A 26,745-nucleotide genomic window follows, 5' to 3' on the forward strand; every position below is an offset into this window, starting at 1 on the left:
GTTCCGGGGCCGAGGTAGACGGATCACGACCTGGGTACTCACCTTCGTCCTGACAGGAAACGTGAGTCGACCACCGGCCGGAGGCTGACATGAGCGACGAGAACATGGCGGACGACGTCTACCAGCCCGTCGGCGGCGACGAGGAGCAGGAGGGCGAGTCCCTCGACGAGAGGCTGCGACAGGAGGTTCCCGACGTGGAGGCGCCGACCGGGGACGGCGTGGGCGACCTGCCAGGCGGCGAAGGGGAACCACGCGACCCGGAAGTCGGCGCCGACCGCGCAGGCCGCCTGGTGGCGCCGGACGAGGGCACGCGAACGGACACCACCAGCGAGCTCGTCGCTGACGACCAGGGCATGGACGGAGGGGCGCCCGGCCGAAGGGCCCCTTCCCGGGCGGCGAGACCTATGGCCAGGCCGAGCCGGGTAGCCGGGTAGCCGGGTATCGGTTCCAGGTGCCCGGCACCGGTACCGGAGTGACTGGCACAAGCAAGCGGCCGGCCGACGCGGCCGTCACCGGACGGGAAGGTCTGGGGAGGGGGAGTCTGCACATGCGGTGGTGCGGCAGTTGCTCAATCCTCGCCCCGCACCACGTTCCAGTCGTCCCCTCGCCGCATGCGCCCCGCGTCGCCGTCGATCGTGGCGCGCTCGCAGGTGCGTATGCGCCGTCCGTGCAGACGGCGTGCCCTCGCCCAGCCCGTTTCGGGCGGGCACGCGGTGTCCTTCTTCCTGACTTCCTTCCTGGCTTCCTTCCTGGCTTCCACAGTCACGGCGGTTCATCTTCCTTCTGATTCCGTCCCGTTGGGGCCCGGCTTGATGACCGGCCCCTACTGCTTTCCCCCCGGGTGTCCCATCGAGGCCACGGAAAACGTCGTACGGCCTGCTCGTCCGACTACCGGCCGTCGATCGGCCGCGTGTACCGGGGGTCGCCCGGGTGGCGGCCGGCCGACGTCCACAGCCGAGCCCCCTCCTGCCGGAACGAGCCCGCAGCGCGCACGGCACACTGGGGCAGGGAAGGTGCCGCCACTTCGGGCAGGGGGAAAGGTGAACGAGGGCTGGCCCAGGCGTTGGTGGTCGGCGGCTCTCTTGGCTGCGGTGCTGACCGGCATCGTGTTGTATGACGTCCGGCGGGCCGTGGGGATCCTCACGGAGCCGGTGGTGGACTGGTGGGGGCTGCTCGGGCCGTGCATGGGAGGCACCGTGTTCGCCCTCCTGGCGGTGCAGGCTGCCGCCCGTGCGATCAGCCTCCGCAGAACGGCACGAGCCGTCAGCCCTGAGACGCGCGTCGACGACTGAAATCGCGGACAGGCCTGCGTCGAGACCGACCGCCTCCGCTACGGCGCACCTCTTCTTCACCGGGGCGAGGCACATCCCTGTCTGCCACCCGCGTCGAGTCGTGGAATTCCAGTCTTCAATTGTCACTGGCATGCCATACGCTGCGTCTTCGGCAGCGTCCATGCACCGTCATCGGTGCGAGGGGGGACGCGCGGCCCGTTCGTTTCGCTTCCGCCCGGTGGACACCGGGCTTCTTGTGTGGGGGTGCACATCACTGTGCGCAGGCGCAGCATCTCGATCGCGACGGCACTCGCGGTCATCCTCAGTTCCGCGGCCCTGGCCGCGGGAGCGGCAAGTCCGGCGGCGGCCGACTCCGCGAAGGTCCTTCCGGTGAAGTCGGTCGGCGACATCGTCGTGGACGGCACCCACCAGCGGGTCTACGTCTCCGATCCGACCGGCGGCAAGATCGTCGTCGCCGACTACTCGGGCACCGTGAAGGCGACCCTGACCGGGCTCTCCGGCGTGACCGGTCTCGCGCTGTCCGCCGACTCCGGACAGGTGTACGCGGCCGTGAAGAACGGCAACCGGATCGTCTCGGTGGAGACGAAGACGTACACCCGGACCGCGAGTTACCCGGTGGGCACGGCTCCCGGCGACCTGGAGGTGGTGGACGGCCGGATCTGGTTCGCCCACGGCACCGACTTCGGTTCGCTCGACGTCTCCGGCGCCGAGCCCGTCGTCCGGCTCGCCCAGCGGGGCGACGTCGACTTCTACGGCGCCTTCGGGATGTTCCTGGCCGCCGATCCGGCCGTCCCGGGCGTCCTGGTGGCGGGCAACGGCGGAGATCTCGCCGTGTATGACGTCTCGGCCGACGGGGCCGCGCTGCGGGTCAAGGGCGACATGGACACCGCCGTCAAGCAGCTCGACCTGACGCCCGACGGCGGCCAGGTCCTCACCTCGTGGGGCGACCCGGGCTACGGCTACGGCATCGGCGCCTACTCGGCCAACGACCTCACCGAGCTGCCCGGTTACCCCATCGACGCCTACCCGAACGCCGTGCGGGTCGCGCCCGACGGCAGCGTCGCGGGCGGCAGCTTCTCCTGGTACGACCCCGACGTCCACATCCACCGGCCCGGTGACCCGGTGCCGGTGCGCGAGTACGACTTCCCCAACACCGGCAACAGCAGTGGCGCCGACACCCTCGTGGACGGTGCGCTCGCCTGGGCGCCGGACGCGAGCCGGGTCTTCGCCGTCTCCGTGAACACCTACGGCACGTACACCCTCCGGGCCCTGACCGACCCCACCAAGGAACTGCCCACCCTCAAGGTGTCGGCCCCCACCAAGTCGGAACGGGCCAAGAAGCTCACCGTCACCGGCAAGCTGACCTCGAAGAAGACCCCCGCGGCGGGCACCAGCCTGAAGGTGACCCGTACGGACCTCGAGACGCCGGGCGGCAAGGCACTGGCCGCGGTCAAGACGAAGGCGGACGGCAGCTTCTCCTTCACGGACACCCCGACCGTCGGCGGCAAGGTCACCTACAAGGTCTCCTACGCGGGCGACGCCACCCACGCGTCCGCCTCCGGCTCCGACGCGGTGGAGGTCTCGCGCAAGGCGACCGCGCTGAGCCTGAACAACAACGGCAAGCTGTACGCGTACGGCAAGGACCTCACCTTCACCGCACACCTCGGGACGACGTACAAGAACCGCACCGTCGCGATCTACGCGGATCCCTTCGGCTCCGACAAGCCGAAGAAGCTGCTGAAGAAGGCCAAGGTCAACTCCAAGGGCAACCTGTCGGCGGTTGTCGACATGACCCGCGACACCACCGTCACCGCGGTCTTCGACGGCGACGCCCGCTACGCCTCCAAGACCGTCAAGTCGACTGCGTACGCCAGGGCGAAGGTCTCCACCACCGTCTCCAAGCACTACAAGACGGGCAAGATCGGCTCCACGACGTACCACTACTTCCGCAAGAAGACCGACCCGGTGTTCACCACCACGATGAACTACTACACCGGTCGCAAGCAGCGCTTCCAGCTCCAGGTGTACTACCAGGGTTCCTGGTACGACTCGGGCTCCGAGTACTTCGCCCTGGGCACCAACGGCAAGTCGGCCGTGAAACTGGAGGCACCGGGCGAGTCCGGTATCCGCGCCCGCATGCGCTCGTCGTACGTCAACGGCTCCTCCGGAGACACCGTCAACTCCACGACGCACGGCGCCTGGAAGTACTTCACCTTCACCAACTGACGCCCTCTCCCGCAGTCGCCGCCGGTACGGCCCCCACGCGACCGGGCCGTACCGGCGGCGGCACAGAGGTGGCCGCGCGGGTATGCGGAGGTCACCGCGGGCCTCGCGACGCGACCGTCCCAAAGGCCCGCGCCGCGGCTGCTGAGAGGCCGACCGCGAAGCCCTGGGGCACGGACCTGGCAGGTGGCGACCGACGGACGCTTGCAAGAACGAGGCCCAAGTCTCCAATGGGCCTTCCTGAGGAACCGGGAGCGACCCACCAAGACACGTGGTGGGCCGCTCCCGCGTCATCCGCGTCCTTGCGCGGCTTCAGAGCCCCGAACAAAATGGGCGCCCGGCTCGCGACGCCTGGCACGCACTCCCCCAAGCTCTTCGAGCAGGGGGGAGCACGCACCAGACGCCGCGAGCTGATCGGACTCCCATGTTGTTCGGGGCTCTCTGGTGAACCGGTCCCGGAACCCCAGTCCTCTGCGACGTCCCGCTGCTCACGTTCGGCTGACCGGTAGGAGCCGGAGGCGTCAGGGGTGGTCAGGCGCGATCACCTTGATCGCGCGTCCGCTCCGCCGCTCCCGGTGGGGTCGCCACGCCGATGGCCGGCGGGGAAGACGCCGTCGTCACCGTGGAGCGACGGCCCGGTGTGCCTCTGGGACGGCCGGGCGGTGCCCGTGGGAGCGCAGACCGGCAGCCATGTCCCCGACGACACCTGGTGGCGCCCCTGAGCACGCGCGGGAAGCGTTACGCGATCAGGGCCACCAGCATGGCGATCAGCCCGATCACCACCAGCAGCACCACAACCATGATCAGGACGAGTGACGTCGCTTCCCACCCCTTGCGCAGGTCGGGCGGCTCCGGATGCGAGATGCCGGAAGTGCCGCCTTCGGCGGGGGGCGTCTCACCGGGGGGCACACCGCCCGGTTCGACCCCCGGGGTTCGCCTCGGGTCGGAATCAGGAGTTGTCATGGCACACGCTCCTCTTGGTGCTCATCTGCCCAGGGGCCGGGTTCTCCTCGGGATCGCACCACCCTCGTACGGACGGGGGCGCGCTACGTGTCGGGCCTCGCGGCGCTGATGTCGCCGAGAGCCGACTCGGGGTCGCGCTCGATGACCAGGTATCCGATGGAGACGATGCCCACCGCACACCGGCTGTCGTCGACGACCGGTACACGGCGGACCGCATGCTCGCGCATCACTTCCACCGCGCGGACCACCTCGTCGTCGGGCCTCACCGCGACCAGATCGGCGCCGCACGCGTTCGCCACGGTCGTGCGGTTCGGGTCGCCGCCCCCGGCCATCGCGCGCACCACCAGGTCGCGGTCACCGACCAGCCCGCGCAGCCGCTCGCCGTCGGTGACCGGAACGGCACCGATGTCCTCCTCCCGCGTCATCCGGGCCACGGCCGCCACCGAGGTCCGAGGCTCGACGGTCGCCGGAGCCCTCGTCATGACGTCGCTGGCATGCCGGGTCATGGAACCGTCCCTCCGGTGAAGTACGCGGTGCTCCCACCGCCGCTCGGCCTTCCGGGTACCCGTGGGCGACCGGTCCTCACGCTGTCACCAGGGGCGTGTGGACGACGGTCGGGAGCGGTGATTCTTCCGGTACCGCGATACACGAGTACCGGGGCGGGACCTTCCTCACCGAGGGTGGCTTTCGAGGGGGCGCGGGGCGGGCCACGTCCGGCTCGACAGCCGTCCCCGGAGCGACGGTGATTCCCACGCCGATGGCGGTTCCCACGGTTCCCGCGTCATCCGCGTCCTCGCGCGGCTTCAGGCTGCCCCCGCACGTGCCGCCCGGCGGAACCCCGCGTCCGCCGGGCCGCACAGCGGCTCAGCTCCCGAGCCGCACCGGCAGCGTCGAGGAACTGTTCGAGAACAGGGACGGCACCGCCACGAGGTCGTCCGGATCGACGGCCAACGACAGATCCGGGTACCGCTCGAACACCGCGGGAAGGGCCAGTGCCGCCTCCAGACGCGCCAGTGGTGCGCCGAGGCAGAAGTGCGGACCGTTGCTGAAGGCCAGGTGCCTGCGCTGCTCCCGGGCGATGTCGAAGCGGTCGGCGTCCTCGCCGTGCTGGGCTGTGTCACGTCCGACAGCGCTGAACGGAGCCATGATCGCCTCGCCCTTCGGGATGCGCACTCCGGCGATCTCCACGTCCTCCAGTGGATAGCGGAACGGGAAGTTGCCGATCGGAGCATCCCAGCGCAGTGTCTCCTCCACCACGTTCGCCCAGGTTTCCGCGTCCCCCCGTACGGCGATCTCCCGCTGGTCGGGATGGGTCAGCAGCGCGCGTACCGCATTGGTGATCAGGCTCAGCGTGGTTTCCTGACCTGCCGAGAGCATGAGCAACAGCGTGCCGACCAGCTCCTCCTCGCTCAGCGCGTCGGGGTCGGCGGCACGGGCCGCGATCAGCGCGCTGGTGAGGTCGTCGCCCGGCTCACGCCTACGGCCCTCGACCACCCGCGCCAGCAGCTCGTACTGCTCGATCTGGCTCGCCTGGACCTCCTCGGGCCGCAGATCGGAGCGGAAGATGTTGTCCATCAGCTCCTGCAGACGGGGACGCTCGTCGGCCGGCACCCCGAACAGTTCGCAGATGACCTGCATGGGCACGGGGTGCGCGAAGTGCCGGCGGAGGTCGACGCTGCCGTCGGCCGCGGCGTGCGACGGCAGGTCGTCCAGCAACTGCCCCACGATCTGCTGGATACGGGGACGCAGGTCCTGTACCCGGCGCGGGGTGAACGTCTGGGTGACGAGTTTGCGCAGACGGCGGTGCTCCTGGCCGTCCGAGGTCACCATGTTGGTGACCTTCACCATGCCGATGAGCGGCCAGCCGTCCGCTATCTCATCCCGGATGATGGCGTTCCAGTTGCGCCAGTCCTTGCTGAAACGAGCGTCGGTGACCATGTCGTTCAGCAGGGCGTGGTCGGTCACCGACCAGGCCATCACCTCCCCGGGCAGCCGGACCCGGACCACGGGGCCCAGCTCGCGGAGCCTGGCGGCCTCGCCGTGATGGTCCTTTCCGTGCGGATCCAGAGTGATGACGGGTACGTGCCCCTCGGCGGAGGAGTTCGTGGGCGACGTCATGCTGGGCTGCTCCTTGTCGTGAGGGTCGTGAGGGTCTTGAGGACCCGCCGCAGTGCGGGGGTCTTCTCGGATGTGGGGGTTCGAGGATTCACAGCCCCGTGCCGGTCGGCACGCGGGTCGATATGCGGGCCGCGGAGAACGTGGTGGGCAGTGCCACCGGCACCCTGGTCCAGGGAGAGGGGCGCCAGGCCAGCTCGTCCGCGGAGACGGCGAGTCTCATGTCCGGCAGCAGATGCAGAGCGGTCTGCACCGCGGTACGGGTGATCAGCCGTGCGGGCACCTGCGCGGGACACATGTGCGGGCCCGCGGAGAAGGCCAGATGAGAGCGGTTGCCCCACCCGTCGTCCGGACCGTCCTGCCGGACCTCCGGATCGTCGTTCGCGGCGGCGAGCCCGAGGATGAGGCAGTCGCCGCGGCGGATGAGCCGGCCTCCCAGCTCGGTGTCGTGGAGCGCGTACCGGGCGGGCATGTTGTTCATGGGCGGATCGCGCCACAGCGCCTCGTCGAGTGCGTCGTCCACGCCGAGCTGTCCGCCGTGCAGCCGGGCGGCGAACCGCGGATCCGTGAGCATGAGACGGAGCGTGTGGGATATCCACGCCGTGACCGTCTCGTTGCCCGCGGAGATCATCACGACGATCGACTGCAACCGCTCCGCCTCATTGCGCAGATTCGGGTGGTCGATGAAGACCGTCGTCATGTCGTCGGCCGGATTCCGCCGACGCTCGCGCACCGTGTCGAGGAGGATCTGCTCGAAGGTGCGGTTGCCCGCCTGGGAGTCGTCCGCGCTGCCGAACAGGGCGATGAGCGCGTCGAGCAGTTCGCGGCCCTCCACACTGTCCAGGCCGAACAACGAGGCGAGGGAGAGCATCGGGACGATCGTGGCGTACTCGTTGACCAGATCGGCGCTGCCGCGTTCGGAGAACGCCGCGATCAGATCCGTGCACAGCGCCTCCACCTCACGACGTACCCTGCGCTGGTCCATCCGCGCGATGCCGTCGTCGAGGGGCTTGCGCAGGCGCCGGTGCTCGGGGCCGTCGGCCCCGATGACGTTGGCACGCCAGCCCATCATCGGCAGGAGCCCCGAATGCGGCGGGACGATCCCCTCGTTGAGATCGCGCCAGTTGCGGGCGTCGCGGGAGTACAGCTGCTCCTGCCGGGTGATGGTCAGCATCTCCCGGTACCCCATCACCAGCCAGGCGGGCACACCCGGCTCCAGCTCGACCTTCGCGACGCTGCCCCACTTCTCGCGGAGGTCGCGGTACACCGCACGCGGATCGGAGGACCCGACCACGGCGGCGAGCGGAACCGGGCCGGTGCCGTGGTGTGCGTGCGCCGGGCACCCCGGCGGCGGCAGCATGCTCACGAGGCGGCTCCCGCGGCCCCCGCCGCACCCATGCCCGACACGTGTTGCACCAGGGTGATCAGGGCATCGGCCGATGAGGTCCGGTCGCGGGCGTCGCAGGTCACGATGGGTGTCTCCGGGAGCAGATCGAGTGCGCCGCGCAGCTCCTCATCGGAGTACAGCTCACTGTCCGGGAACTGGTTGACCGCCACCGCGAACGGCAGTCCCCGGATCTCCAGTTGCTCCAGGACGTCGAAGCTGTCCTCCAGTCTGCGGGTGTCGATCAGCACGAGCACCCCCAGCGCGCCCTCGGCCAGCCCCTCCCACAGATCCCAGAACCGCCGCTGTCCCGGGGTTCCGAACAGATACATGACCAGCCGGGAGCTGAGCGTGACACGGCCGAAGTCCATGGCGACGGTGGTGGTCGTCTTGCCTTCCAGACCGGCCAGTTCGTCGACGCCCACACTCGCTTCCGTCATGACCTCCTCCGTGCGCAGCGGTTCGATCTCGCTGACGGACCCGACGAACGTCGTCTTGCCCACGCCGAACGCGCCCACGACGAGGATCTTGACGGCCTGCTGCACCGTGTCGGGCAAGTAACGGTCAGCGGAGCCGACGGAGACCATCCAGTACCTCCTGTAGCAGTTGCTTGTCGGGCTGTGCGGCCCGTGGAACACCGGAGCGCGCGGACAGGTGTCCGCTGTCGACGAGGTCGGACGCCAGCACCTTCACCAGACTGACGGGCAGGTGGAGATGGGCGGCGGCCTCCACCAGCGACAGGAGTTGCTCGCACATCCGTACGAGGGCGATCTCCTCCCTGGTGGCGGAGAGGGGGAGGGCCCGGGGAGGGTCGACCGCGATCAGGAGTGTTTCGACGCCGATGGTGTTGCGGGAGGGCCGGGAGCGTCCCTTGGTGATCACGTACGGGCGTAATGCGCCGTTCGTGAAGCCCGCTCCCGACCCGCTCACGCGGAGCCCTGGCGCGGCGGGCTGCTGAGGTTCTGCGCGCCGATCTTCATCACCTGCGCCTGCATCTGCCGCGCGACGAGCTTGGGGTCGACCACCGGTCCCGTCACCACGGCGAGATGCGCGCCGCTGGCACTGCGCATGAACAGGAAACCCCCGTTGAACTCCACCATCTGCTGGTGCACGGTGCCGCCGTCCTCACCGAACTCCCGCCCGAGGCCACGGCCGAGCGACTGAAGACCCGAACAGCTCGCCGACAGCCGGTCGGCCAGGTCACGGTCCACGCCCTCCGAGTTGGCCAGCAGCAGACCGTCGGAACTGAAGACGATCGCCAGCCGTACGCCGGGCACCGTGGTGACCTCGGAGATCATCCAGCCGCGCTGCTCGGGGTTCTCCACGTAATTCATGCTCACATCTGTCCTTCCGGGGAATCGGGGTCGGGGGAGGTGCTGCACGGGGGGTCGTACGAGGTGGGGTCCGGAGGCACGGCTCCGGACGGCGGGGGCGCGGATCCGGTCGAGGGGGACGCGGTCCGGCCGCCCTCGAAGAACTGCTCCATCCAGTCGCCCGCGTCCTCCGGCGAACCCGGCGGAGTGACGGCGGTCGGCGCCTCCTCCACCGCGGGGACGTACCCGTCACGCCGCGACCGGCGCTGGGGCAGCCGGCGGTGACGGGCGCCCGGAGCACGCGTGGCGGGCGGGGGCGGCTCGGCCGACGGGGCGGGCTCGGCGGCGGGCTCCGGGGTCTGTACGGGAACGGCGTGATCGGAGGCGGCGGCCGGCGAGGGCTCGGGGGAGGGCGCGGTGGCCGGAGGCGTCGGCACCGGTGGAGCGGGGGGCTGTGCGGGGAGCACGCGCCCGCCGGGCGCCCCGGCGGGTTCGAGGGCCTTCAGGAGCTCGAGAGGCACCAGGATCACCGCACGGACGCCACCGTACGGTGACGGACCGAGGTCGACGCCGAAGCCGTGCCGGTGCGCGAAGCGGCCGACCACCGCGAAACCGGTCTGCGGGATCTCGCCGACGTCTCCGACGCCCAGAAGGCGGCGGCCCGAGACGATCTCGCGCGCCTCGGTCAGCCGGTACTCGTCCAGGCCCAGGCCGCCGTCGTCCACCTCGATGACCGCACCGCGCTGCACCGTGCGCACGGTGACCGACACGCTGGTCCTCGGCGGTGAGTACTCGGTCGCGTTGGCGAGCAGTTCCGCGACGAGGTGGATCAGGGGTTCGACCACCGACGCGGTGATGCCGACATCGGGATCGCCGGTCACCTCGACACGCTTGAACGAGACGATCCGGCCCGAAGCGGCGCGCACCACGTCGACCAGCGCCAGCGGCTTCTGCCACTGCTGGCCGGGCCACTCCCCGCACAGCACCTTGAGACTCTGGGCGTGCCTGGCCTGCTGCGTCGCCGCGTGGTCCACCTGCATCGTGGCCTCGAGCAGGCCCGAGTCGCCGGGGTGGCGCTCCGCCACACCCGTGACCGTGGCCTGGATCCGGTGCGCCGAGGTCTGAACCCGGCTCGCCAGCTCCACCAGCGCGATGCGCTGCGACTCCTCACGGTCGTCGATCGCCTCGGACACATCCGAGAGCAGCTGGTCGAACCACTTGGAGAGCTCCACCACCAGCGGCTCCTCGCTCTTCGGGGACGAGGGGACCTCGTTCCTGGCAAGAGCGGCGGGAAGCCGCTTCGCCACGAGGAACTCCGCTTCCTGGAGGGCCGCACCGGATTGCTTGCGCACATATGCGTGCCAGTGGGCATCGCGGCGCGCGGCCTCCGCCTCCCGCTCACGTATCTCGGTGTGCAGGCGTGCCGCCTCCGCCGTGCTTGCCCGGTGCTGCCCGCTCAGGCGGACGAGGCAGCCGAGGGCCAGAAGGGAAACGGCCGCATGGGCCACGGCCGCAGCCACGCCGATGCGGGCGACGGGCACCACGGCCGCCGAGAACGCGAGGAACGCGAGCACGAGAGCCACTGCCCAAAAGGCTCTGCTCCCTCGGGGTTCGAGAGGGGACGCGGGGGAACGAGCCATGGAAAACCTTTGAGTCGGCGGTGGGTCGGTGCCCGGTGGACGCGAGGCGTAGGACGTCAAGAGCTGTGCGATGGAGGGGGGCCCGGGGGAGCGGCGGTACGGGGGCGTGAAGCCCCGGACGCACCGTCGGCATGGCCCGGGTCGGTCATCGTCTTCATGGAGGAACCACTTCTGCACCAGAGGTTGTTTGAAGATCGTATCTTCGATTCACCGCAACGGAAGAGTGACGTTCCGTGAACTTTCTTTGCCGCCTTCCCACTTGGGTACGTCGACCCACGGGTCACCGGGTGCGGGACCCCTGTCGGGCGGGCAGGCAAGGGAACGGGTGCGGTGAAGGACGACCGGCCGGCAGGTCATCAGGCGGTGCGGTGTCTCCCCTTCCTGCTTGCTGACTGGACATCAGAGGCGGTTGCCGCTGTGGTCGGCCGCGGTTGTCCGTGACATCACCGGCGACGGGAAGGCGGAGCTCGTCTCCCGTGACACCTCCGGCAACCTGTGGCGCAACAGCGGCAACGGCAAGGGGTCCTTCGGATCGCGCACGAAGATCGCAACCGGTTAGAAGGGGTACAAGGCGCTGCCCTGAGACCGGGACGATGTCACAGCCGCTGCTCCGGGAGGAGTGAAAACGGCCCTCGACGCGGGGAGTCGGTCGAGGGCCGTCCGCATGCCCGGATCCTGCGACCACCGGTGATCCCCCCTGACATCAACGTCACCGCTGTTGCACCGCGGGTTTCCACGGGCGTCGCCCGCGATGACGACGGACCCGTCGCAACCCGGGCTGTGGTCTTTCCGTCTTGCTTCGACGGGCAGCTCTTCGTGGAGGGAAAGCGGTTCCGGCCGGAAGGAAACAAGCGAAACTAGCCCTGACGTGACCAACATCTGACAGAGAAGCCAGAAGTGAGACACATGCCACCGCGGGACTTTCCGCGAATAAACCAGAGAACCGCGTTCTCTGCGATGCGTCGACCACGGGCGAGACTCTGGGCCGTGGCGGGTGCCGCGGCCCTCGGACTCCTCGTCCTGCTGGAGTTCACCGCGCGCCGCCACGGCCTTCCGGGGCCGATCGCCGGCCAGGTGCGAGAGCTGGTGTTCGCGCCCAAGTCGGGCGGCCTGCTGTACGCCGCCATGGCGTTGATGATGGTGGTCCTCACCTGGCGGCAACGGTTCGTCGCGGCGGGTGCGGCGATCGGCATCGACATCGCCTTCTGGCTGGTCCGGTGGGCGACGGACGCCGGGACGGGCGGCGGCCACCCCTTCGGCAACGGCGCGCTGTGGGTGATCCTGGGCCACGCGGTCATCGCGGTCACTCGCCGCACCGGCCGGGAACGCGTCCTGCTGCTGAAGGGTGTCGGGCTGGGCCTGCTGCTGGTGGCCGGCCGCAAGACCGGCGACACCTGGCTGCTCATCACCTCGAAGACCCGCCCGACGGTGCTCGACCAGTACGTGGCGACAGCCGATCACGCGCTGGGCGATCCGTCGTGGCTGGTGGGCCGGATCGTCACCGCCACCGGCCCCGTCGGCTTCAACCTCCTCGACATCGTCTACGGTCAGCTCGCGGTGGCCGCGGTCGTCGTCGCGCTGTACCAACTGCGCGGCGTGGCGGTCGAGCGCCGCTTCCCGGGCCATCACCTGGTGCGCACCTTTCTGGTGATCGGACTCCTCGGGCCGGCCTTCTACATGGTCTTCCCGGTGGTCGGACCGCTCTTCGCCTACGGCACCGGCACCGATTACTGGGCGGCGGTCAGCCTGTGGGCGCCGGACATCCCGTCCAGCGAGCACTGGGCGGTGGCCGACCTGTGGCCGCGGACGCCGCCGCCGATCAACACCCCGCACCCCATGCCGTTCGACGGGATCACCCCGCGGAACTGCATGCCCAGCCTGCACACGGCGTGGGCTGTCGCGCTCTTCATCCACACCCGGAAGGGCCCGCGCGTCCTGCGGTACACGGGAACGTTCTGGCTGATCGGCACGCTCGCCGCGACGCTGGGATTCGGCTACCACTACGGCGTGGACCTCCTCGCCGGCGTGGTGTTCGTGCTCACGATCGAGACGGCTCTGCGGTCGTTCGACCGCGGCTGGGACCGGTCGGGGATCCGGCTGGTCGCTCACGGAGCGACGGTCTTCGCCGCGCTGTTGCTTTCCTACCGCTTCCTGCCGCTGGAGATGGCCGAGCATCCGTGGGTGTCCGGACCCCTGCTCGTGCTGGCGATGACCTCCGTGGTCCACGGCTACGTACGGACCACCGCCGCGTGGGAACCGAAGGCCGCACCGGCGCGACAGCCGGAACCGCAACCGGAACCGATCTGAACCGTGTCGCACCGGGTCGCCGGCTGCGCGCTCCTTGTCGACGGGGGTGCCGCGGGTGGCAGTCGGTTCGTCCACGGGACCCGGCTGAGGTGCGCCACTGACGGCCGAGGCCGGATTGCCGTTCACGAGGATGTGAGGGCCGGCCGGAGGCGCCCCCTCCTCGTGCCGACCTGCGCCGTCCAGCGATGAGGCCGGACGGCGGCTGTGTCGTGGGACGTCAGGACGGCTACCAGGAGAGGGCGTCCGCCGCGTTGTCCTGCCAGTAGGTGACGGTGGCGGCGCTGTTGAAGAAGACACCGCCGTTCGGCAGCTTCAGGGTCTTCTCCTGGTCGGTCGCGTTGCCCTTCTTGTCGGCGAGGAACACGCCCAGGGTCTTCGCGGTGCTGCCCCCTTCGCCGTCGGGGGAGAACGTCGTGATGCCCGCGTAAGCGGACTGACCGGGCTCGAGCACCACCACGGACTGCGGCGTGGTCTCCCGAGCCCACGGCAGCGGGGCCTGGGCATCGGTGCCGGCCCTCAGGTAGGGGGCGCTGTAGGCGTAGCAGGGCTTGGTGCCGGTGTTGGTGGCCTTGAGCAGCAGGTGGTTGATCGGGCGGGGCGCCTCGGTGACGGTCAGCTTGGTGTTCGCCGTGGTGCAGGTGACGGCCGAGGAGGCCTTCGCCGTGGCGGCGGAGGCCGCTTGCCCGGCGGTCTGGAAGCCGACGAGCGCGAGGGTGGCGGCGACGACCATGGAGGCGGTCGTGCGAGAGGCGAAACGAGTGGCGATACGCATGAGTGGACTGCTTTCTCTGAACATCAGGAAGATGATTTTTTGGTGGTGAACCGTGTCGGTCGGCTGACCGGCCGACCAGTTTTGTCCTGGCCGTGCCGCGTGGCGGGAGTGCGGGTGGGCACGCCGGAAGGGCGGCCCGTGAAAGGGGAATTGAGCGGGGCGGATCACCGTGTCCGGCGAAGCGCCGTGCTTGGATGGCCCAAGGCTGTGCCATACGGCGTCCCCTTCGCCATTCCCTCGGGAGTTTTGGGACGCTGGGATGCGCGACCGGCTCTGACCTGGGGAAACGTGATCTTCGTGGGATGCCGAACGGAATGGGGGACCGGTGGGGGCGGCTGAGGAGATCGCTGATTTCGCGGCGCTGCTGCGCGAGTTGAAACAGCGATCCGGACTGAGTTACGAGGCCCTGGCGAAGCGGGCGCACATGAGTACCTCGACGCTGCACCGGTACTGCAAGGGGGAAAGCGTGCCGGCCGACAACGCGGCCGTCTCCCGCTTCGCCCAGGTGTGCCGGGCGACTCCCGAGGAACGGGTCGAGTTACACCGGCGTTGGGTCCTGGCGGACGCGGCACGGGAACGCGCCCGGCGGGCCACGGCGGACACGGAGCCGGGCTCCGCGGACCGGTCCGGAGCGCCCGCGCCCGGCCCGGGTCCGGAGCTCCGCTCCACGCAGGCACGCACGGGGGGCCGACCCCGGCCGGAGGCCGTGCCGGGCACCCCGCCCGCGCTCGTACCCCCACCCGCAACCGTGCCCACTTCCATGAGCGATCCCGGGGGCCCTTCCGAGTCCGTCACCGAACCGTCGCCAAAGGCGGCTGCCCCGACTCGCCGCACTCTGGCGCCCCTCCGGACCGCCCGCAGGCGGTGGGCCCTGATCGCGGCGGGCACCGCCGTCGTCGCCGCCGTGTCCACCGCGCTCACGATCGGCCTGAAGGACGGGGGGACGGAGCCGGCGGAGAACGGTCGGCCGGCCGACACCGTGACCTCCTCCGAGGAACCGGCCTCCTCCGCCACCACGCCGCGCCCGTCGGGGCCCACGTCCCCCTCCGCGCACCCCGGCCGCTCCCCGGCCCCGGCCCCGGTCCCCGGAACGCCCGACACCGAACCGTCGGCACGCAGCACCGACACGGGCCGTGCCCAGGACAGCGACGAGGTCCCGCTCACGGTGAGCACCCGCACCTATGCCTGGGACGACCCGCAGTGCGAGGGGAAGTACCTGATCGACCGGCCCGCCGACGAAGTCTCGCCGCCGGTGATGGGGCAGGACGTGCCGGGCTGGGTGAAGGCGCACGGCGCCGTCGCCGCCGACCGGCAGCGGGTGGCGCTGACCGTCCAGGGCACCGGGGACGAAACCGTCGTCATCGAGTCCCTGCACGTCCGCGTGGTCAGCTCGGGCGCGCCCCCGGCCTGGAACGCGTACCTGGGGTCGTCGGGCTGCGGCGGAGGCGTGGAGACGAGGTCGTTCGACACGGACCTCGACGCCGGTCACCCCGTCGTCGTGCCGAAGGCCGGCCAGCGCGGTTTCCCCTACAAGGTCAGCCGGTCCGATCCCGAGGTGCTGTACATCACCGCCCGTGCCCGGACCCACGATGTGAACTGGTACGTGGAGCTGCAGTGGTCCAGCGGCGGTCGTCAGGGAACCACACGGATCGACGACCACGGAAAACCGTTCCGCACCAGCGGCAGCCAGGGCCGGCCCGTCTACGAGCACCTGGTCGGCGGCACCGAATGGTTCAGCGTGGCGGAGAACTGATCCCCAGGACCCCGCCCCCGAGCCGAGTGAGGATCTCCTGCACCTGCCGGACACGGTCGTGGACGCGGTCGTCGACCGTCCCGGCGAGGGACCCGCCGGGACCGAGAGCTGACCCGGGCGGCGCAGACGGGGAGCGCGCAGCGGTTCCCCGGTCGGGGGCCCTCGCTGCTCACATGGGCGGGGCGGGACGGGGCATCCGTATGTCCGTCCACCAGTGAAGGGAGCCGATCATGGTAGTCGTCGCCGTCATCGCCGTGTGTGTGGTCCTGGCCGTCCTGGCCTTCCTCGTTCCCCGTCTCTCCCGCCGTCCCGAACGAGGCACGCAACGTGTGCTCGGTGCCGGGGCGCGGGTCGGCGGCAAGGCGCCCGGCATCCTGGGCCGGCTCTTCAGCAAGCCCTTCCACACCAGTTCGCGTGCGGTGAGCCGCAGCAGTTCGGCAGGCCGCCGCTCCCGCGACCGTATGCCCTTCTGACCGGCTGTGCGAACCGAGCGGGGAGCCAGGTGATGAACGCCGAAGACGCCGAAGACGCCGAAGACGTGGACAGGCTGCTGGACGGGCTGACTGTGGATGCCAGTCGGCGAGAGCAGCCGATCGTGCTGGACGCGGAAGGGCGTCCCCTCCGGACATGGCGGGAGAACCATCCGTACGACCACAAGGTGAGCCGCAAGGAGTACGAGCGGACCAAGCGCATCCTGCAGATCGAGCTGCTCAAGCTCCAGCGGCGGGTCAAGGACACCGGCGCACGCCTGGTCGTCGTGTGCGAGGGGCGTGACGCGGCGGGCAAGGGCGGCACGATCCAACGGCTCACCGAGCGGCTCAACCCGCGTGGCGCACGCGTGGTCGCCCTCGACAAACCCACCGAGCGCGAGACGGGCCAGTGGTACTTCCAGCGGTACGTCGCGCACCTGCCGACGGCCGGGGAGATCGTCTTCTTCGACCGCTCCTGGTACAACCGGGCCGGCGTGGAACGCGTGATGGGATATTGCTCCAAGGACGAGTACGAGCTGTTCCTCGACCAGTGCCCGGCCTTCGAGCGGATGCTGGTCGACGACGGCATCCTGCTGGTGAAGTTCTGGTTCTCCGTGTCCCGCTCCGAGCAGCGCACGCGCTTCGCGATCCGGCAGGTCGACCCGGTGCGCCAGTGGAAGCTCTCGCCCACCGACCTGGCGTCGCTGGACCTCTGGGACGACTACAACGAGGCGAAGGTCGACATGTTCCGCGCCACGGACACCGCCCACGCCCCTGGACCGTCGTCAAGAGCAACGACAAGCGGCGCGCCCGGCTGGAGACCATGCGCAGTCTGCTGTCGCGCCTCGACTACGCCAGCAAGGACGACGAGGCGGTCGGCACACCCGACCGCCTCGTCGTCGGCGCCGCCGACACCCTTCTGGAGCCCGGTGAGGAGGACACCGCCCTGTCACCCGCTCCGTTGTCCCCCGGCGCCGAGGGGCCCGGCAAGCACCCCGGGACCGACTGACGCCACGGGCTGCGAGGTTCCCCGAGATGCGGGGAGGCGGCGGCCTGATGGGGCGGATCGCCCGGTTCCCCGCATTCTGCGGACCGGCACGCCGGCCTCGGCGGCCACCCACCCGTCAGCCGCGTCAACAACGCCGCGGGTCGATACACCTAGCCGCCCACGTACCAGCTGAATCCGCCGTTCACATGGAGTGGATGCCGTCAGAATGCAGCCCGTGCCCGAACAAACACACCCCTCCCTCGGAGCTCCGCTCACCGAAGCCGATGTGCTCGCTCTGACGGGTGCGGATGCCACGGCGGTCGAGCGCCATGTCCTCTCCGGCACGGAAGTGCTGTCCGGCCCGGAGGGGGCGGTGTTCACCGTGGAGGCAGGGGACCAGCCGGGCCGGAGCGGGGTCTGGAACGCTGACGAGATACGGCTCGTCGGCCCCGCGTCGGAGCCGGTCGTCGCGTTGCTCCGGTGGAACCCGTGGCGCGGGGAACACCCTCCCCTGCACTTCGCCGTGCGCACTCCGCAGGACACCTTGTACCTCGGCAAGGGATATGCGGGTCAGTACGGAAGGCTTGACGGCGCGTTCATCGATGCCCGAATCCGCCCCCTCACCAGCCTGCCCCGTGTCCTCCTCGACCGTGCCCGCCCGCCCCTGCCGCCCGTGGAACTGCCCGGCCTTGCGTGGCTCGACCATGTGAACGGCGATCGGGCGAAGGCCCTCGAGCTTTTTGTCACCGCCTGGCACCCCGTCGAAAACCCGGAGGAGACCCTACGGCCGGAAGCGTCCGCTCCCTCCCTGCCGACCGCCCTCCGGCACTTCTACCGCCTGGCGGCCGGTCGCCCCCAAGTGCTCGGCCGGCAGAACCACATCCGGCCCGCCGACATTCTCCGCGTCGACGACGCCGGGGAAATGCTCATCCTCGGTCACGAGAACCAGGGAGGTTTCCGCTGGCTCCTCCGCTGGACCCTGGACGACTCCGAACCCGACCCGACGGTCTGGTACGACGAGGACGGCGAGACCCTCGTCCCGGAGGCGGAGCCCCTGAGCGGATTCCTTCTCCAGTTCTGCCTCTTCGAAGCGGCCCTGTGCTCCGCATACCGTGGTTGGGCGTACCCCATGACCGCGGCCGAAGTCGCACAGCTCACCGCCCCCCTCCGGGAGGTACCGCTGCACCCTTTCCGGCCCGGGACGCGCACCCGCTTCTTCGTCGCTCCCGGCCTGGTCGCGGCGATCGGTGACGGCTGGGAGAACGGCACCTTCGACGTCACTGTCGGCGCCACTCACCGCCAGGCTCTGGCACCCCTTGTGGACGTCCCCGTCAACTGGTCCGGCTTCGACGGCTGACCTGCCTCGAAGAGCCGGCATCCCAACGGTCCTCCCTTTCTCCCGGTGAGCAACAAACCGACCCCAGACCGCCGACCTGAGGCTTCTCTCCGGAGCAGGTGACGAGAGTCGAACTCGCGCTCTCAGCTTGGGAAGCGACGGTGCTTGTGCGGCCAGATGGGCGCTGGCCTGCGTCGATTCGCTGCGCTGACGCTGTTTCATGGGTCTGGTCGCACCGCTGTTGACCGTGGTTGTCCGCCCTTACGGGCACGGATGGGGCACGGCCTCGAACTGTGCCGCTCGGCATTCCCCTCTTGCTGGTGGAGAGCTGTACCGGCGGCACGTCGACAGTCGCCCCCGGCCGTCACGGCGATCGTCATGGCCTCAGGCTTCCGCATCCTCGGGTGCGGTCACCACCGGGTGAGCAGCAGGTGGTTGATGAGCAGGGCGAGCAGCGCCTGGGCGGTGAGCCAAGCGCGGACGGGGGTCCCCCCTGCCGGAGCGGAGCCGGAAGCTCGGGGGAGGGTGAGGAATGCGCACGCCGGGAGCAGCCACAGCGTGAAGGGCAGCCAGATGCGCTCCGTCTCCGCCTTGCTCATGCCGGACAGGTCGGCGACCAGCAGGGCGAGGAGTGCGGCGGACACGAGGAGTGCGAGACGGGCCTCGGCCGCCTGGCCGGCGCCACCGCGACGGCGCCGGAGGAGCACCGCACCGGTCCGCCGCAGGCCCGCCACCGTCGCCAGGCCCGTGACGAGTACCGTGCAGGCGAGGTTGGCCCACACCCAGTAGCCGTAGGGGCGGATGCCGCCCACGCCCTGGTGGTAGCGCGTGACCAGCAGGCGGTACGCCTCCCACCAGTCGAACCCGGCGAGCGTGAACGCCGTCGGGACCACCGCCAGTCCGGCGAGCAGGAACACCAGCAGGGCGGGGCGCCCCCGGATCCCGTGTCGGCCGAGCACCATGACCGCCGCCGCGATCAGTGCGACGAGCGCGAGGCCGTACGACAGGTAGCAGGCCAGGCCGAACAGCAGCCCGGACGCCCCCGCCCACCACGGGGACCGCCCGGTGACCGCCAGGGCGAGCAGCGCCACCGCCCACGCGGCCACCGCCGCGAAGTACGCGTCGGCCGAGGTGCCCATCCACACGGCGGCCGGGGCCAGGACGAGGAAGGGCGCCGCCCCTCGCGCGAGTCCCTCGCCGGCCAGGGCGCGGACCGCGACCAGCACGGCCACGCAGGCCGTCGCCCCGACGGTGATGCACCACATCCCGGCCCAGCCCCCGCCCCGCAGCCCGATCCGGTCGAGCAGGACGAAGGTGAGCGTGGCCGCGGGCGGGTGACCGGCGATGTGGGCGGGCCAGTGGTCGGGGGAGCCGAGCAGGATGTGCCCGGTGAAGCCCCGCAGCGCCGCCGGGATGTCATGGAAGCGGTCGATGGCCTGGAGGTACTCGTGGGGAGTGGTGAGCCGGCCGGCGATGCCCCGTTGCCAGCCGTCGACCAGGGCGAGGGAGCAGATCCACGCCGTGGCCGTGCCCCACGTCAGGGGAAGCAGGGCCCGCCAGGGGAGACGGGCCGCGAGAGGGGGACCGTACGCCACGGTGGCGATCGCCACCAGGACGGCCGCCGGAGTTCCGGGGCCGAGGTGGGGGTTCCAGGACGCCAGCAGTGGCGGCCAGTCGGCGAACAGCGTACGGCTGGTCCCCTGGATGTGGCGGCCGACCAGCACGGCCGTCGTCACGAGCAGCACGGCGGTCCCGGCCGCGCACAGGTCACGGCCCGGGCCACGGGGCACGCCGGAGTGCTCGGTGCCGGGCTCGGTGGAGGGCAGGGGGCGGATCACACCGGAACGCTAGGCCGCCCGGCCGGTCCCGGACCGCCGTTCGGGCCAGGTGTCAGCGTTTCGTCAGGGGTCGCTCACCCTTTCGCGGGGCGGTCGCGGCCTACCGTCGGGACATGCGCGACCCCGACGCTCCACGGCTTCCCTCCTCGCCCGGTTTCTGGCGCAGCCCCCTGCGCGGTCCCTGGTTCACCTCGGTGCTGGGCCTCGTCCTGCTCGCCGGCATCACCGTGCTGTTCGTGACGGGCCTGGTCTCGTACGCCGCTTACAACCCCGATCTGTCGCCCGTGAACGACAAGACGCCGGACAAGGGGATCCTCGGCTTCTACCTCTTCGCCTGGCCGACGGACCCGCACTGGCTGTACCGGCTCAACCAGGGCGTCCACGTCACCCTCGGCATCACCCTGATCCCCGTCCTGCTCGCCAAGCTGTGGTCCGTGGTGCCGAGGCTGTTCACGCTGCCGCCGGCCCGCTCGCTCGCGCACGCCCTGGAGCGGATCTCGCTGCTGCTCCTGGTGGGCGGCGCGCTGTTCCAGTTCGTGACCGGTGTGCTCAACATCCAGCTCGACTACGTCTTCCCCGGCTCCTTCTACCGGCTGCACTTCTACGGGGCGTGGGTGTTCTTCGCCGCGTTCGTCGTCCACGTGCTGCTGAAGATGCCTACGGCGCTGCGCAATCTGCGGCACCTGCGGGAGGAGAAGGACGACCTGGTGTCCCCGCGCCCCGACGGGCCGACCTTCTCCCGGCGGGGTGCCCTGCGGTTCGTCGGGGGCGGCTCGCTGCTGCTGTTCGCCACCACGGTGGGGCAGAACTTCGACGGTCCGCTGCGGCGCACCGCCCTCCTCGCACCGCACGGCGGCGCCGATCCCGGCAGTGGCCCGAACGGCTTCCAGATCAACAAGACCGCCGCGTACGCCGGGATCGACGCGGCGGAGACGGGCCAGGACGTGTGGCGGCTCGTCGTCACGGGACGTACGGGCACCGTCCGCCTCCGCCGGGACGAGCTGCTCCGGCTCCCCCAGTACAGCGCGGCGTTGCCCATCGCCTGCGTGGAGGGCTGGTCGACGTCGGACCAGTGGTGGCGCGGGGTGCGGCTGCGCGACCTCGCGGCGCTCGTCGGGTACGACGACCCGCCGGACGTGTTCGTCGAGTCCCTCCAGCGCAGCGGCGCCTTCCGGGAAGCCGCCCTGCGCGCCAACCAGGTCGCCGACCCGCGTTCCCTGCTCGCCCTGTACGTCAACGGCGAGGAGCTGTCCCCCGACCACGGCCACCCGGCGCGGATCATCGTGCCCGCCGCGCCCGGTGTGCTCAACACCAAGTGGGTGGCCCGGATGACGTTCGGAGACCTGTGATGCGTCCTCGGCTTCCTCGGCTTCCGCGGCTTTTGCGCGTTCCGGTCGGCAGCCCCCTGCAACTCCTGCTGCTCGCCTGCTCGTTCGCGCTCGCCGCCTACGCGGGGGTGCGGCTGCTCGCGGACGACTGGTTCGGCGTGGCGCTGTGGTTCGTGGGGGCGGCGCTGCTGCACGACCTCGTGCTGCTGCCCCTGTACACGGTCGCGGACCGGGCGGTCGTACGGGGGCTCGGTGCGGTCCGGCGCCGGGAGTGGGTGCCGTACGTGCGCGTACCGGCGGCCCTCTCCGGGCTGCTCCTTCTCGTGTGGTTCCCGTTGATCAGCGGGAGGGTGGAGCAGCGCTACCGAATCGGCACCGGGTTGTCGACGGACGTGTTCCTCGCCCGCTGGCTGCTGATCACCGCCGTCCTCTTCGGCGGCTCGGCGCTGCTGCTGGCGCTGCGGCTGCTGCGGCTGCGCAGGGCGGCTGCGTAGGGCGGCGGCGTAGGGACCGGCAGTCGCCAGGGCGGGGGCGGTGGTGGGCGGGGTGCTCATCGGGGTGTGGCCGGGGCGGAGCCGGCCCCGCGACGGGCCGGGGCCGGGGGAGTCCGGTCGTTCGGTGGGGAGTCCGGTCAGTCGTTCGGTGGGCCGGCCCCCGTGACCGGCCGCGCATCCGGCCCCGCGACCACCGTGCACCGGGCCAGCCCTGCGGCGAAGCGGCCGTGCGGGGCCAGGGCGGCGACGGCGCGGGCGTCGGCAGCGGTGTCGACGTCGCGCAGGGGCGGCAGGTCGCGCACCCGCAGGCCGGCGGCGAGGAGCCGGTTCCGTTGGGCTGCTCCCGTCCCAGGGATCGACATGGGCACGCCCCGCAGCAGGGTGGGATCGGGGTGGGCCAGACCGAGGGCCCAGAACCCGCCGTCCTCGGCCGGGCCGAAGTGGGCGTCGCAGTCGGTGAAGTCCACGGTGAGTAGCTCCGGCGTCACCTGGGGGGTGTCCATGCCGATGAGCAGGGCCGGGCCGTCGCAGTGCGCGAAGGCGTCCGCCAGCCGCTCGTCCAGCCCGCCCGCGCACTTGCGGGTACGACGTCGAAGCCGGGCGGCAGCCAGGGGCCGGGGGCGCCGTCGAGGACGAGGACGCGCCGGGCAGCGGGCGTGGCCGCCACGGCGTGCAGGGTGTCCGCGAGGGCCGCCTCGGCCAGCTCGGCCGCCTGACCGGGCGTGAACGGCGGGGTGAGCCGGGTCTTGACCCGGCCCGGCCGCGGTTCCTTGGCGATGACGAGGAGCGTGGTCAACGGACGGTTCCCCCTCCGTGCGCGGGGGGCTCGCGCAGCACGCGCCTCATGTCCCGTACGGCCTGCCAGGTGCCGCGCCAGGTGCCCGTCACCTTCGACGCTCCGGTGCGCGGCAGGTACGGCACGTCGTGCTCGGCGATCCGCCAGCCGGCGTCGGCCGCGCGGACGACCATCTGGAGCGGATAGCCGCTGCGCCGGTCGGTGAGGCCGAGGGCGAGCAGGGGTTCGCGGCGGGCGGCGCGCAGGGGACCGAGGTCGTGCAGGCGCAGCCCGGTGCGGCGGCGCAGCATCCGCGCGAGCGCGAGGTTGCCGGCGCGGGCGTGCGCGGGCCATGCGTCCCGGCCCCGCGGACGCCGTCGGCCGAGCACCAGGTCGGCCTCGCCGTCCCGGACTTCGCGGACGAAGGGGACGAGGAGCGACGGGTCGAGGGAGGCGTCGCCGTCGCAGAAGCACACCACGTCGGCGGTGGCGGCGGTCAGTCCGGCGTGGCAGGCGGCGCCGAAGCCCCGGCGCGGCTCGTGCACGACGGTCGCGCCGCCCGCGCGGGCGACCTCGGCCGAGCCGTCGGTGGAACCGTTGTCGACGACGAGGGCGCGCCAGCCCGGCGGGACCCGTTCGAGCACCCAGGGAAGGGCCTCGGCCTCGTTCAGGCAGGGCAGTACCACGTCGACGTCCGAAGGAGTCGTCGCGGTTTCACTCCACGAGCAAGGATCAGGCATGTCGGGCTTTCGCTCCTCACGAAACGCGGACGTCCAGGACTGGGGCGGTGTTCGGGCGCGCACCGGCGACGGCGCGGTCCTACGTCCCTCGCATTCCGGCCCGCGCGAACTCCGCCATGCCTTCCTCGAAACCGACCTCCGGCCCCCACCTCAGCCCGACCCGCAGCCGTGACGAGTCCGCGGTGATGTGCCGTACGTCCCCGAGCCGGTACTCGCCGGTGACGACCGGCTCGGGCCCGCCGTACGCGGCGGCCAGCGCCCGTGCCATCTCGCCGACGGTGTGCGGTTCACCGCTGCCGGTGTTGTACGCCGTGAGCACACCCCGGGCGGCCTCAGCCTCCAGCGCCACCGCGTTGGCCGCCGCCACGTCCCGGACGTGCACGAAGTCCCTCAGCTGCCGCCCGTCCTCGAACACGCGCGGTGCTTCGCCCCGGGCGAGCGTCGAGCGGAAGAAGGAGGCGACACCGGCGTACGGGGTGTCGCGGGGCATTCCGGGGCCGTACACGTTGTGGTAGCGCAGCGACACCGCCGACCCGCCGGTGCAGCGGGCCCAGGCGGCGGCCAGATGCTCCTGGGCGAGCTTGGTCGCCGCGTACACGTTCCGGGGATCGGCCGGGGCGTCCTCGCCGACCGGGCCGGGGGAGAGGCCGTCCCCGCACACCGGGCAGACGGGCTCGAACCGGCCCGCTTCGAGGTCGGCGACGGCACGCGGCCCGGGCCGTACGGCCCCGTGCCGCGGGCACTCGTACCGGCCCTCCCCGTAGACGACCATCGACCCGGCCAGCACGAGGCGCCCGACGCCGGCCTCCGCCATGGCGGCGAGCAGCACGGCGGTGCCCAGGTCGTTGCGCGAGACGTACTCCGCCGCGTCGGCGACCCCGTCGCCGAGCCCGACCATCGCGGCCTGGTGGCACACGGCGTCCACACCGGACAGGGCCCGGCCGACGGCCGCCGGGTCCCGCACGTCGGCGCCGGGATCCTTCCGCACGTCGAACACGAGCGGCTCGTGTCCGCGCTCCCGGAGCACGGCGACGACATGGGACCCGATGAACCCGGCGCCGCCGGTGACCAGTACACGCATACGGCCACGCTAGGTCCGCACCGGCGCCGCGCCACGGGACCGCGCCCGTACGCCATGACTCCGTAAGGCATGCGGGGGAGGCACACGCGGGTGCGTCGAACCGGGGCGAAACGGAAAACGTGCGAGAGGCTGCCGCCCATGAATGCCTCACCCTCCACCGACACCCCGTACCGCTACGACGACCTGACCGCCCTCTACTTCAACTGCACCCTCAAACCGTCCCCGCAGCTCAGCCACACCCAGGGCCTGATCGACAGGAGCCGGGCCGTCATGGACGCCGCCGGCGTGACCACGGACCTGATCCGCGCCGTGGACCAGGACATCGCACCCGGCGTTTACCCGGACATGACCGAGCACGGCTTCGCCACCGACGCCTGGCCGGCGCTGTACGAGAAGGTGATGGCCGCCGACATCCTCGTGCTCGCCGGCCCGATCTGGCTGGGCGACAACAGCTCCGTCACCAAGCGGGTCATCGAGCGTCTCTACGCCTGCTCCTCGCTGCTCAACTCCCAGGGGCAGTACGCCTACTACGGCCGCGTCGGCGGCTGTCTGATCACCGGCAACGAGGACGGCGTGAAGCACTGCGCCATGAACGTCCTCTACAGCCTCCAGCACCTCGGCTACACGATCCCGCCCCAGGCGGACGCCGGCTGGATCGGCGCGGCCGGCCCCGGACCGTCGTACCTCGACCCCGGCTCGGGCGGCCCGGAGAACGACTTCACCCACCGCAACACCACCTTCATGACCTGGAACCTGATGCACCTCGCCGCCCTGCTGAAGCGCGCCGGAGGCATCCCCGCCCACGGCAACCAGCGCTCGCAGTGGGACGCCGGCTGCCACCCGGGCGCGGACAACCCCGAACACCGCTGACCGGCCCCGGCGGCCGCGAGGGTTCCTTCATCCGCCGGGCAGCCCGGAACGGCCGCTCCGTCCGTCGTACGGGAGGGGGACGAGTGACTCCCAGGAGATGGGCGGTACGGGGCACGCAAAGGACCGCCGCCCTCAGCGGACTGGACAATGACAAACCCCGGGCCGCCGACCTGGGGTTTCACTCTGGAGCGGGGGCGAGAACCGAACTCGCGCTCCCAGCTCGGGAAGCTGCAGGCATATGCGGCCGGTTCGGGCGCTGACCTGGGCGAACGGCCGAGGTGCGGCCTCGTCGGCGTCGCTTGCTCCCACCGTGATTCACCACTGTTCCCCGCTCGCTCCGGTGCGGTTGCGGTGCGGGGTGAGTATCGCGCGAGTCGCCGGGCCAAGGAGGTCGAGTGCACTTGCCAGTGCTCATGGCCGGGGTCTTGGACGCGCGGTCGGCTTCAGAGGTGTTCGGCTGCGAGGAGCCGATGTGTCCCCGCCTCCGGGGTTCACGCGCCGGGGGCGCGGAAGGCGACCTGCCGGCGGGCGGCCTCGTCGATCTCGTCGAGGGTGAGGAGAGGGGTGGCCCGGGTGTGGAGGGCTCCGCCGGCCTTGACGGTGAGGCTGACGGCGGCCATGGAGGCCGGGTCGGGGAAGTCGACGATGAGTACGATGTCGTCCTCCCCGAAGGCGAAGTACATGGCCTCGACCTGCCCGCCGAGGTCGGTGACGACCTGGTCGACAGCGGCGCGACGGCCGCTCGCGCCTTCCTGGAGCAGCCCCTTGGTGCCCTCGGGCGTGTAGGTGGCCTGGATGAGGAACTTCGGCATAGGGATGCTTCCTGTCCATCGTTTGTCGGGTGTGCATTGGACTTCCCGCTGTCACCTCGGCCGCTACTCGCGGACGCCTGGATTCACTCGTTGGAACCCGAGCCTCTTCGCACCGACCGCTGTCGAGGGGCTGCGACAGCGCCGAGCTGTGCTGTTCAGCTCGCCGAGCACGCCAGGACGCGTCGCACGGCCGCTGACCGGAAAACTCAACGGTCAGATGGGTATGGCGGGGTAGCCCCTCGGCGGTGATG

General features: G+C 71.1%; 25 protein-coding genes and 2 pseudogenes. 12 read left to right on the forward strand and 15 right to left on the reverse strand.

Annotated features, from left to right (window positions below; all coding sequences use genetic code 11):
- The first annotated feature begins 89 nt into the window (after positions 1-89).
- Positions 90-434, forward strand: coding sequence for a DUF5709 domain-containing protein (locus ACFP2V_RS30465; RefSeq protein ID WP_381218525.1), 345 nt, complete (start codon positions 90-92; stop codon positions 432-434).
- 134 nt (positions 435-568) lie between these two features.
- Here the strand turns inward: ACFP2V_RS30465 and ACFP2V_RS30470 are convergent, their stop codons facing one another.
- On the reverse strand, positions 569-766 hold the full coding sequence (locus ACFP2V_RS30470; protein ID WP_381218526.1) for a hypothetical protein: 198 nt from the start codon (positions 764-766) through the stop codon (positions 569-571).
- Positions 767-1,091: 325 nt separating this feature from the next.
- Here ACFP2V_RS30470 and ACFP2V_RS30475 point away from each other — a divergent pair, with 325 nt between their 5' ends.
- Both ACFP2V_RS30475 and ACFP2V_RS30480 read left to right on the forward strand, forming a co-directional pair.
- Positions 1,092-1,292: a hypothetical protein gene (locus tag ACFP2V_RS30475; protein WP_381218527.1), complete on the forward strand. Its 201-nt coding sequence runs from the start codon at positions 1,092-1,094 to the stop codon at positions 1,290-1,292.
- Between the two features lie 243 nt (positions 1,293-1,535).
- Positions 1,536-3,518, forward strand: a complete 1,983-nt coding sequence (locus ACFP2V_RS30480) for a YncE family protein (protein WP_381218528.1) — start codon at positions 1,536-1,538, stop codon at positions 3,516-3,518.
- Positions 3,519-4,253: 735 nt separating this feature from the next.
- On the opposite strand, the gene ACFP2V_RS30485 is transcribed toward ACFP2V_RS30480, so the two are convergent.
- The 8 genes from ACFP2V_RS30485 to ACFP2V_RS30520 form a co-directional block, all read right to left on the reverse strand.
- The gene (locus ACFP2V_RS30485) at positions 4,254-4,478 is read right to left on the reverse strand and encodes a DUF6480 family protein (RefSeq protein ID WP_381218529.1); all 225 of its coding nucleotides are present in this window, start codon (positions 4,476-4,478) and stop codon (positions 4,254-4,256) included.
- A gap of 83 nt (positions 4,479-4,561) precedes the next feature.
- On the reverse strand, positions 4,562-4,984 hold the full coding sequence (locus ACFP2V_RS30490) for a CBS domain-containing protein (RefSeq protein WP_381218530.1): 423 nt from the start codon (positions 4,982-4,984) through the stop codon (positions 4,562-4,564).
- 358 nt (positions 4,985-5,342) lie between these two features.
- Positions 5,343-6,596, reverse strand: a complete 1,254-nt coding sequence (locus ACFP2V_RS30495) for a cytochrome P450 family protein (protein ID WP_381218531.1) — start codon at positions 6,594-6,596, stop codon at positions 5,343-5,345.
- An 88-nt stretch (positions 6,597-6,684) separates the two neighbouring features.
- Positions 6,685-7,959: a cytochrome P450 gene (locus tag ACFP2V_RS30500; RefSeq protein ID WP_381218532.1), complete on the reverse strand. Its 1,275-nt coding sequence runs from the start codon at positions 7,957-7,959 to the stop codon at positions 6,685-6,687.
- Positions 7,956-8,564: a GTP-binding protein gene (locus tag ACFP2V_RS30505; protein ID WP_381218533.1), complete on the reverse strand. Its 609-nt coding sequence runs from the start codon at positions 8,562-8,564 to the stop codon at positions 7,956-7,958. The genes ACFP2V_RS30500 and ACFP2V_RS30505 overlap by 4 nt, the downstream gene beginning before the upstream one ends.
- Positions 8,542-8,907 carry a DUF742 domain-containing protein gene (locus ACFP2V_RS30510; RefSeq protein ID WP_381218534.1) on the reverse strand — a complete coding sequence of 122 codons (366 nt, stop codon included), beginning with the start codon at positions 8,905-8,907 and terminating at the stop codon, positions 8,542-8,544. The genes ACFP2V_RS30505 and ACFP2V_RS30510 overlap by 23 nt, the downstream gene beginning before the upstream one ends.
- Entirely contained in the window at positions 8,904-9,311 is a 408-nt protein-coding gene (locus tag ACFP2V_RS30515; RefSeq protein WP_381218535.1) for a roadblock/LC7 domain-containing protein, read from the reverse strand. Before ACFP2V_RS30515 ends, ACFP2V_RS30510 begins: the two co-directional genes overlap by 4 nt.
- A 2-nt stretch (positions 9,312-9,313) precedes the next feature.
- A complete protein-coding gene (locus ACFP2V_RS30520; protein ID WP_381218536.1) occupies positions 9,314-10,873 on the reverse strand; it encodes an ATP-binding protein in 1,560 nt (519 codons plus the stop codon).
- Between the two features lie 442 nt (positions 10,874-11,315).
- Here ACFP2V_RS30520 and ACFP2V_RS30525 point away from each other — a divergent pair, with 442 nt between their 5' ends.
- The gene (locus ACFP2V_RS30525; protein ID WP_381218537.1) at positions 11,316-11,489 is read left to right on the forward strand and encodes a hypothetical protein; all 174 of its coding nucleotides are present in this window, start codon (positions 11,316-11,318) and stop codon (positions 11,487-11,489) included.
- Positions 11,490-11,887: 398 nt separating this feature from the next.
- Positions 11,888-13,237, forward strand: a complete 1,350-nt coding sequence (locus ACFP2V_RS30530; RefSeq protein ID WP_381218538.1) for a phosphatase PAP2 family protein — start codon at positions 11,888-11,890, stop codon at positions 13,235-13,237.
- Positions 13,238-13,463: 226 nt separating this feature from the next.
- Here the strand turns inward: ACFP2V_RS30530 and ACFP2V_RS30535 are convergent, their stop codons facing one another.
- Positions 13,464-14,009, reverse strand: a complete 546-nt coding sequence (locus ACFP2V_RS30535; protein ID WP_181383395.1) for a DUF4232 domain-containing protein — start codon at positions 14,007-14,009, stop codon at positions 13,464-13,466.
- A 325-nt stretch (positions 14,010-14,334) separates the two neighbouring features.
- Here ACFP2V_RS30535 and ACFP2V_RS30540 point away from each other — a divergent pair, with 325 nt between their 5' ends.
- The 4 genes and pseudogenes from ACFP2V_RS30540 to ACFP2V_RS30555 all read left to right on the forward strand — a co-directional run bounded on the left by ACFP2V_RS30540 (position 14,335) and on the right by ACFP2V_RS30555 (position 18,577).
- Positions 14,335-15,762: a transcriptional regulator gene (locus ACFP2V_RS30540; protein ID WP_381218539.1), complete on the forward strand. Its 1,428-nt coding sequence runs from the start codon at positions 14,335-14,337 to the stop codon at positions 15,760-15,762.
- Between the two features lie 230 nt (positions 15,763-15,992).
- Positions 15,993-16,235, forward strand: coding sequence for a DUF6411 family protein (locus ACFP2V_RS30545; protein WP_381218540.1), 243 nt, complete (start codon positions 15,993-15,995; stop codon positions 16,233-16,235).
- A 32-nt stretch (positions 16,236-16,267) separates the two neighbouring features.
- A pseudogene (gene ppk2 / locus ACFP2V_RS30550) lies at positions 16,268-17,241 on the forward strand (polyphosphate kinase 2).
- Positions 17,242-17,455: 214 nt separating this feature from the next.
- Positions 17,456-18,577: a hypothetical protein gene (locus ACFP2V_RS30555; RefSeq protein WP_381218541.1), complete on the forward strand. Its 1,122-nt coding sequence runs from the start codon at positions 17,456-17,458 to the stop codon at positions 18,575-18,577.
- Positions 18,578-18,966: 389 nt separating this feature from the next.
- On the opposite strand, the gene ACFP2V_RS30560 is transcribed toward ACFP2V_RS30555, so the two are convergent.
- Entirely contained in the window at positions 18,967-20,346 is a 1,380-nt protein-coding gene (locus ACFP2V_RS30560; RefSeq protein ID WP_381218548.1) for a hypothetical protein, read from the reverse strand.
- Positions 20,347-20,507: 161 nt separating this feature from the next.
- Between ACFP2V_RS30560 and ACFP2V_RS30565 the strand changes: the two genes are divergently transcribed.
- On the forward strand, positions 20,508-21,743 hold the full coding sequence (locus tag ACFP2V_RS30565) for a molybdopterin-dependent oxidoreductase (RefSeq protein ID WP_381218542.1): 1,236 nt from the start codon (positions 20,508-20,510) through the stop codon (positions 21,741-21,743).
- Positions 21,743-22,216: a hypothetical protein gene (locus ACFP2V_RS30570; protein WP_381218543.1), complete on the forward strand. Its 474-nt coding sequence runs from the start codon at positions 21,743-21,745 to the stop codon at positions 22,214-22,216. The genes ACFP2V_RS30565 and ACFP2V_RS30570 overlap by 1 nt, the downstream gene beginning before the upstream one ends.
- Before the next feature lie 137 nt (positions 22,217-22,353).
- Here ACFP2V_RS30570 and ACFP2V_RS30575 read toward each other — a convergent pair.
- The 3 genes and pseudogenes from ACFP2V_RS30575 to ACFP2V_RS30585 form a co-directional block, all read right to left on the reverse strand.
- Positions 22,354-23,012 (reverse strand): annotated as a pseudogene (locus ACFP2V_RS30575) (TIGR04282 family arsenosugar biosynthesis glycosyltransferase).
- Complete coding sequence (locus ACFP2V_RS30580) at positions 23,009-23,731, reverse strand: glycosyltransferase family 2 protein (RefSeq protein WP_381218544.1); 723 nt, start codon at positions 23,729-23,731, stop codon at positions 23,009-23,011. Before ACFP2V_RS30580 ends, ACFP2V_RS30575 begins: the two are co-directional and overlap by 4 nt.
- Positions 23,732-23,810: 79 nt before the next feature.
- Complete coding sequence (locus tag ACFP2V_RS30585; RefSeq protein ID WP_381218545.1) at positions 23,811-24,812, reverse strand: NAD-dependent epimerase/dehydratase family protein; 1,002 nt, start codon at positions 24,810-24,812, stop codon at positions 23,811-23,813.
- A gap of 138 nt (positions 24,813-24,950) precedes the next feature.
- On the opposite strand from ACFP2V_RS30585, the gene ACFP2V_RS30590 reads away from it, so the two are divergent.
- Entirely contained in the window at positions 24,951-25,682 is a 732-nt protein-coding gene (locus ACFP2V_RS30590) for a flavodoxin family protein (RefSeq protein WP_381218546.1), read from the forward strand.
- 491 nt (positions 25,683-26,173) lie between these two features.
- On the opposite strand, the gene ACFP2V_RS30595 is transcribed toward ACFP2V_RS30590, so the two are convergent.
- The gene (locus ACFP2V_RS30595; RefSeq protein ID WP_381218547.1) at positions 26,174-26,494 is read right to left on the reverse strand and encodes a GYD domain-containing protein; all 321 of its coding nucleotides are present in this window, start codon (positions 26,492-26,494) and stop codon (positions 26,174-26,176) included.
- Positions 26,495-26,745 lie beyond the last annotated feature (251 nt).

The organism is Streptomyces incanus (genome assembly GCF_042656345.1).
GTDB classification, from domain to species: Bacteria; Actinomycetota; Actinomycetes; order Streptomycetales; family Streptomycetaceae; genus Streptomyces; species Streptomyces incanus.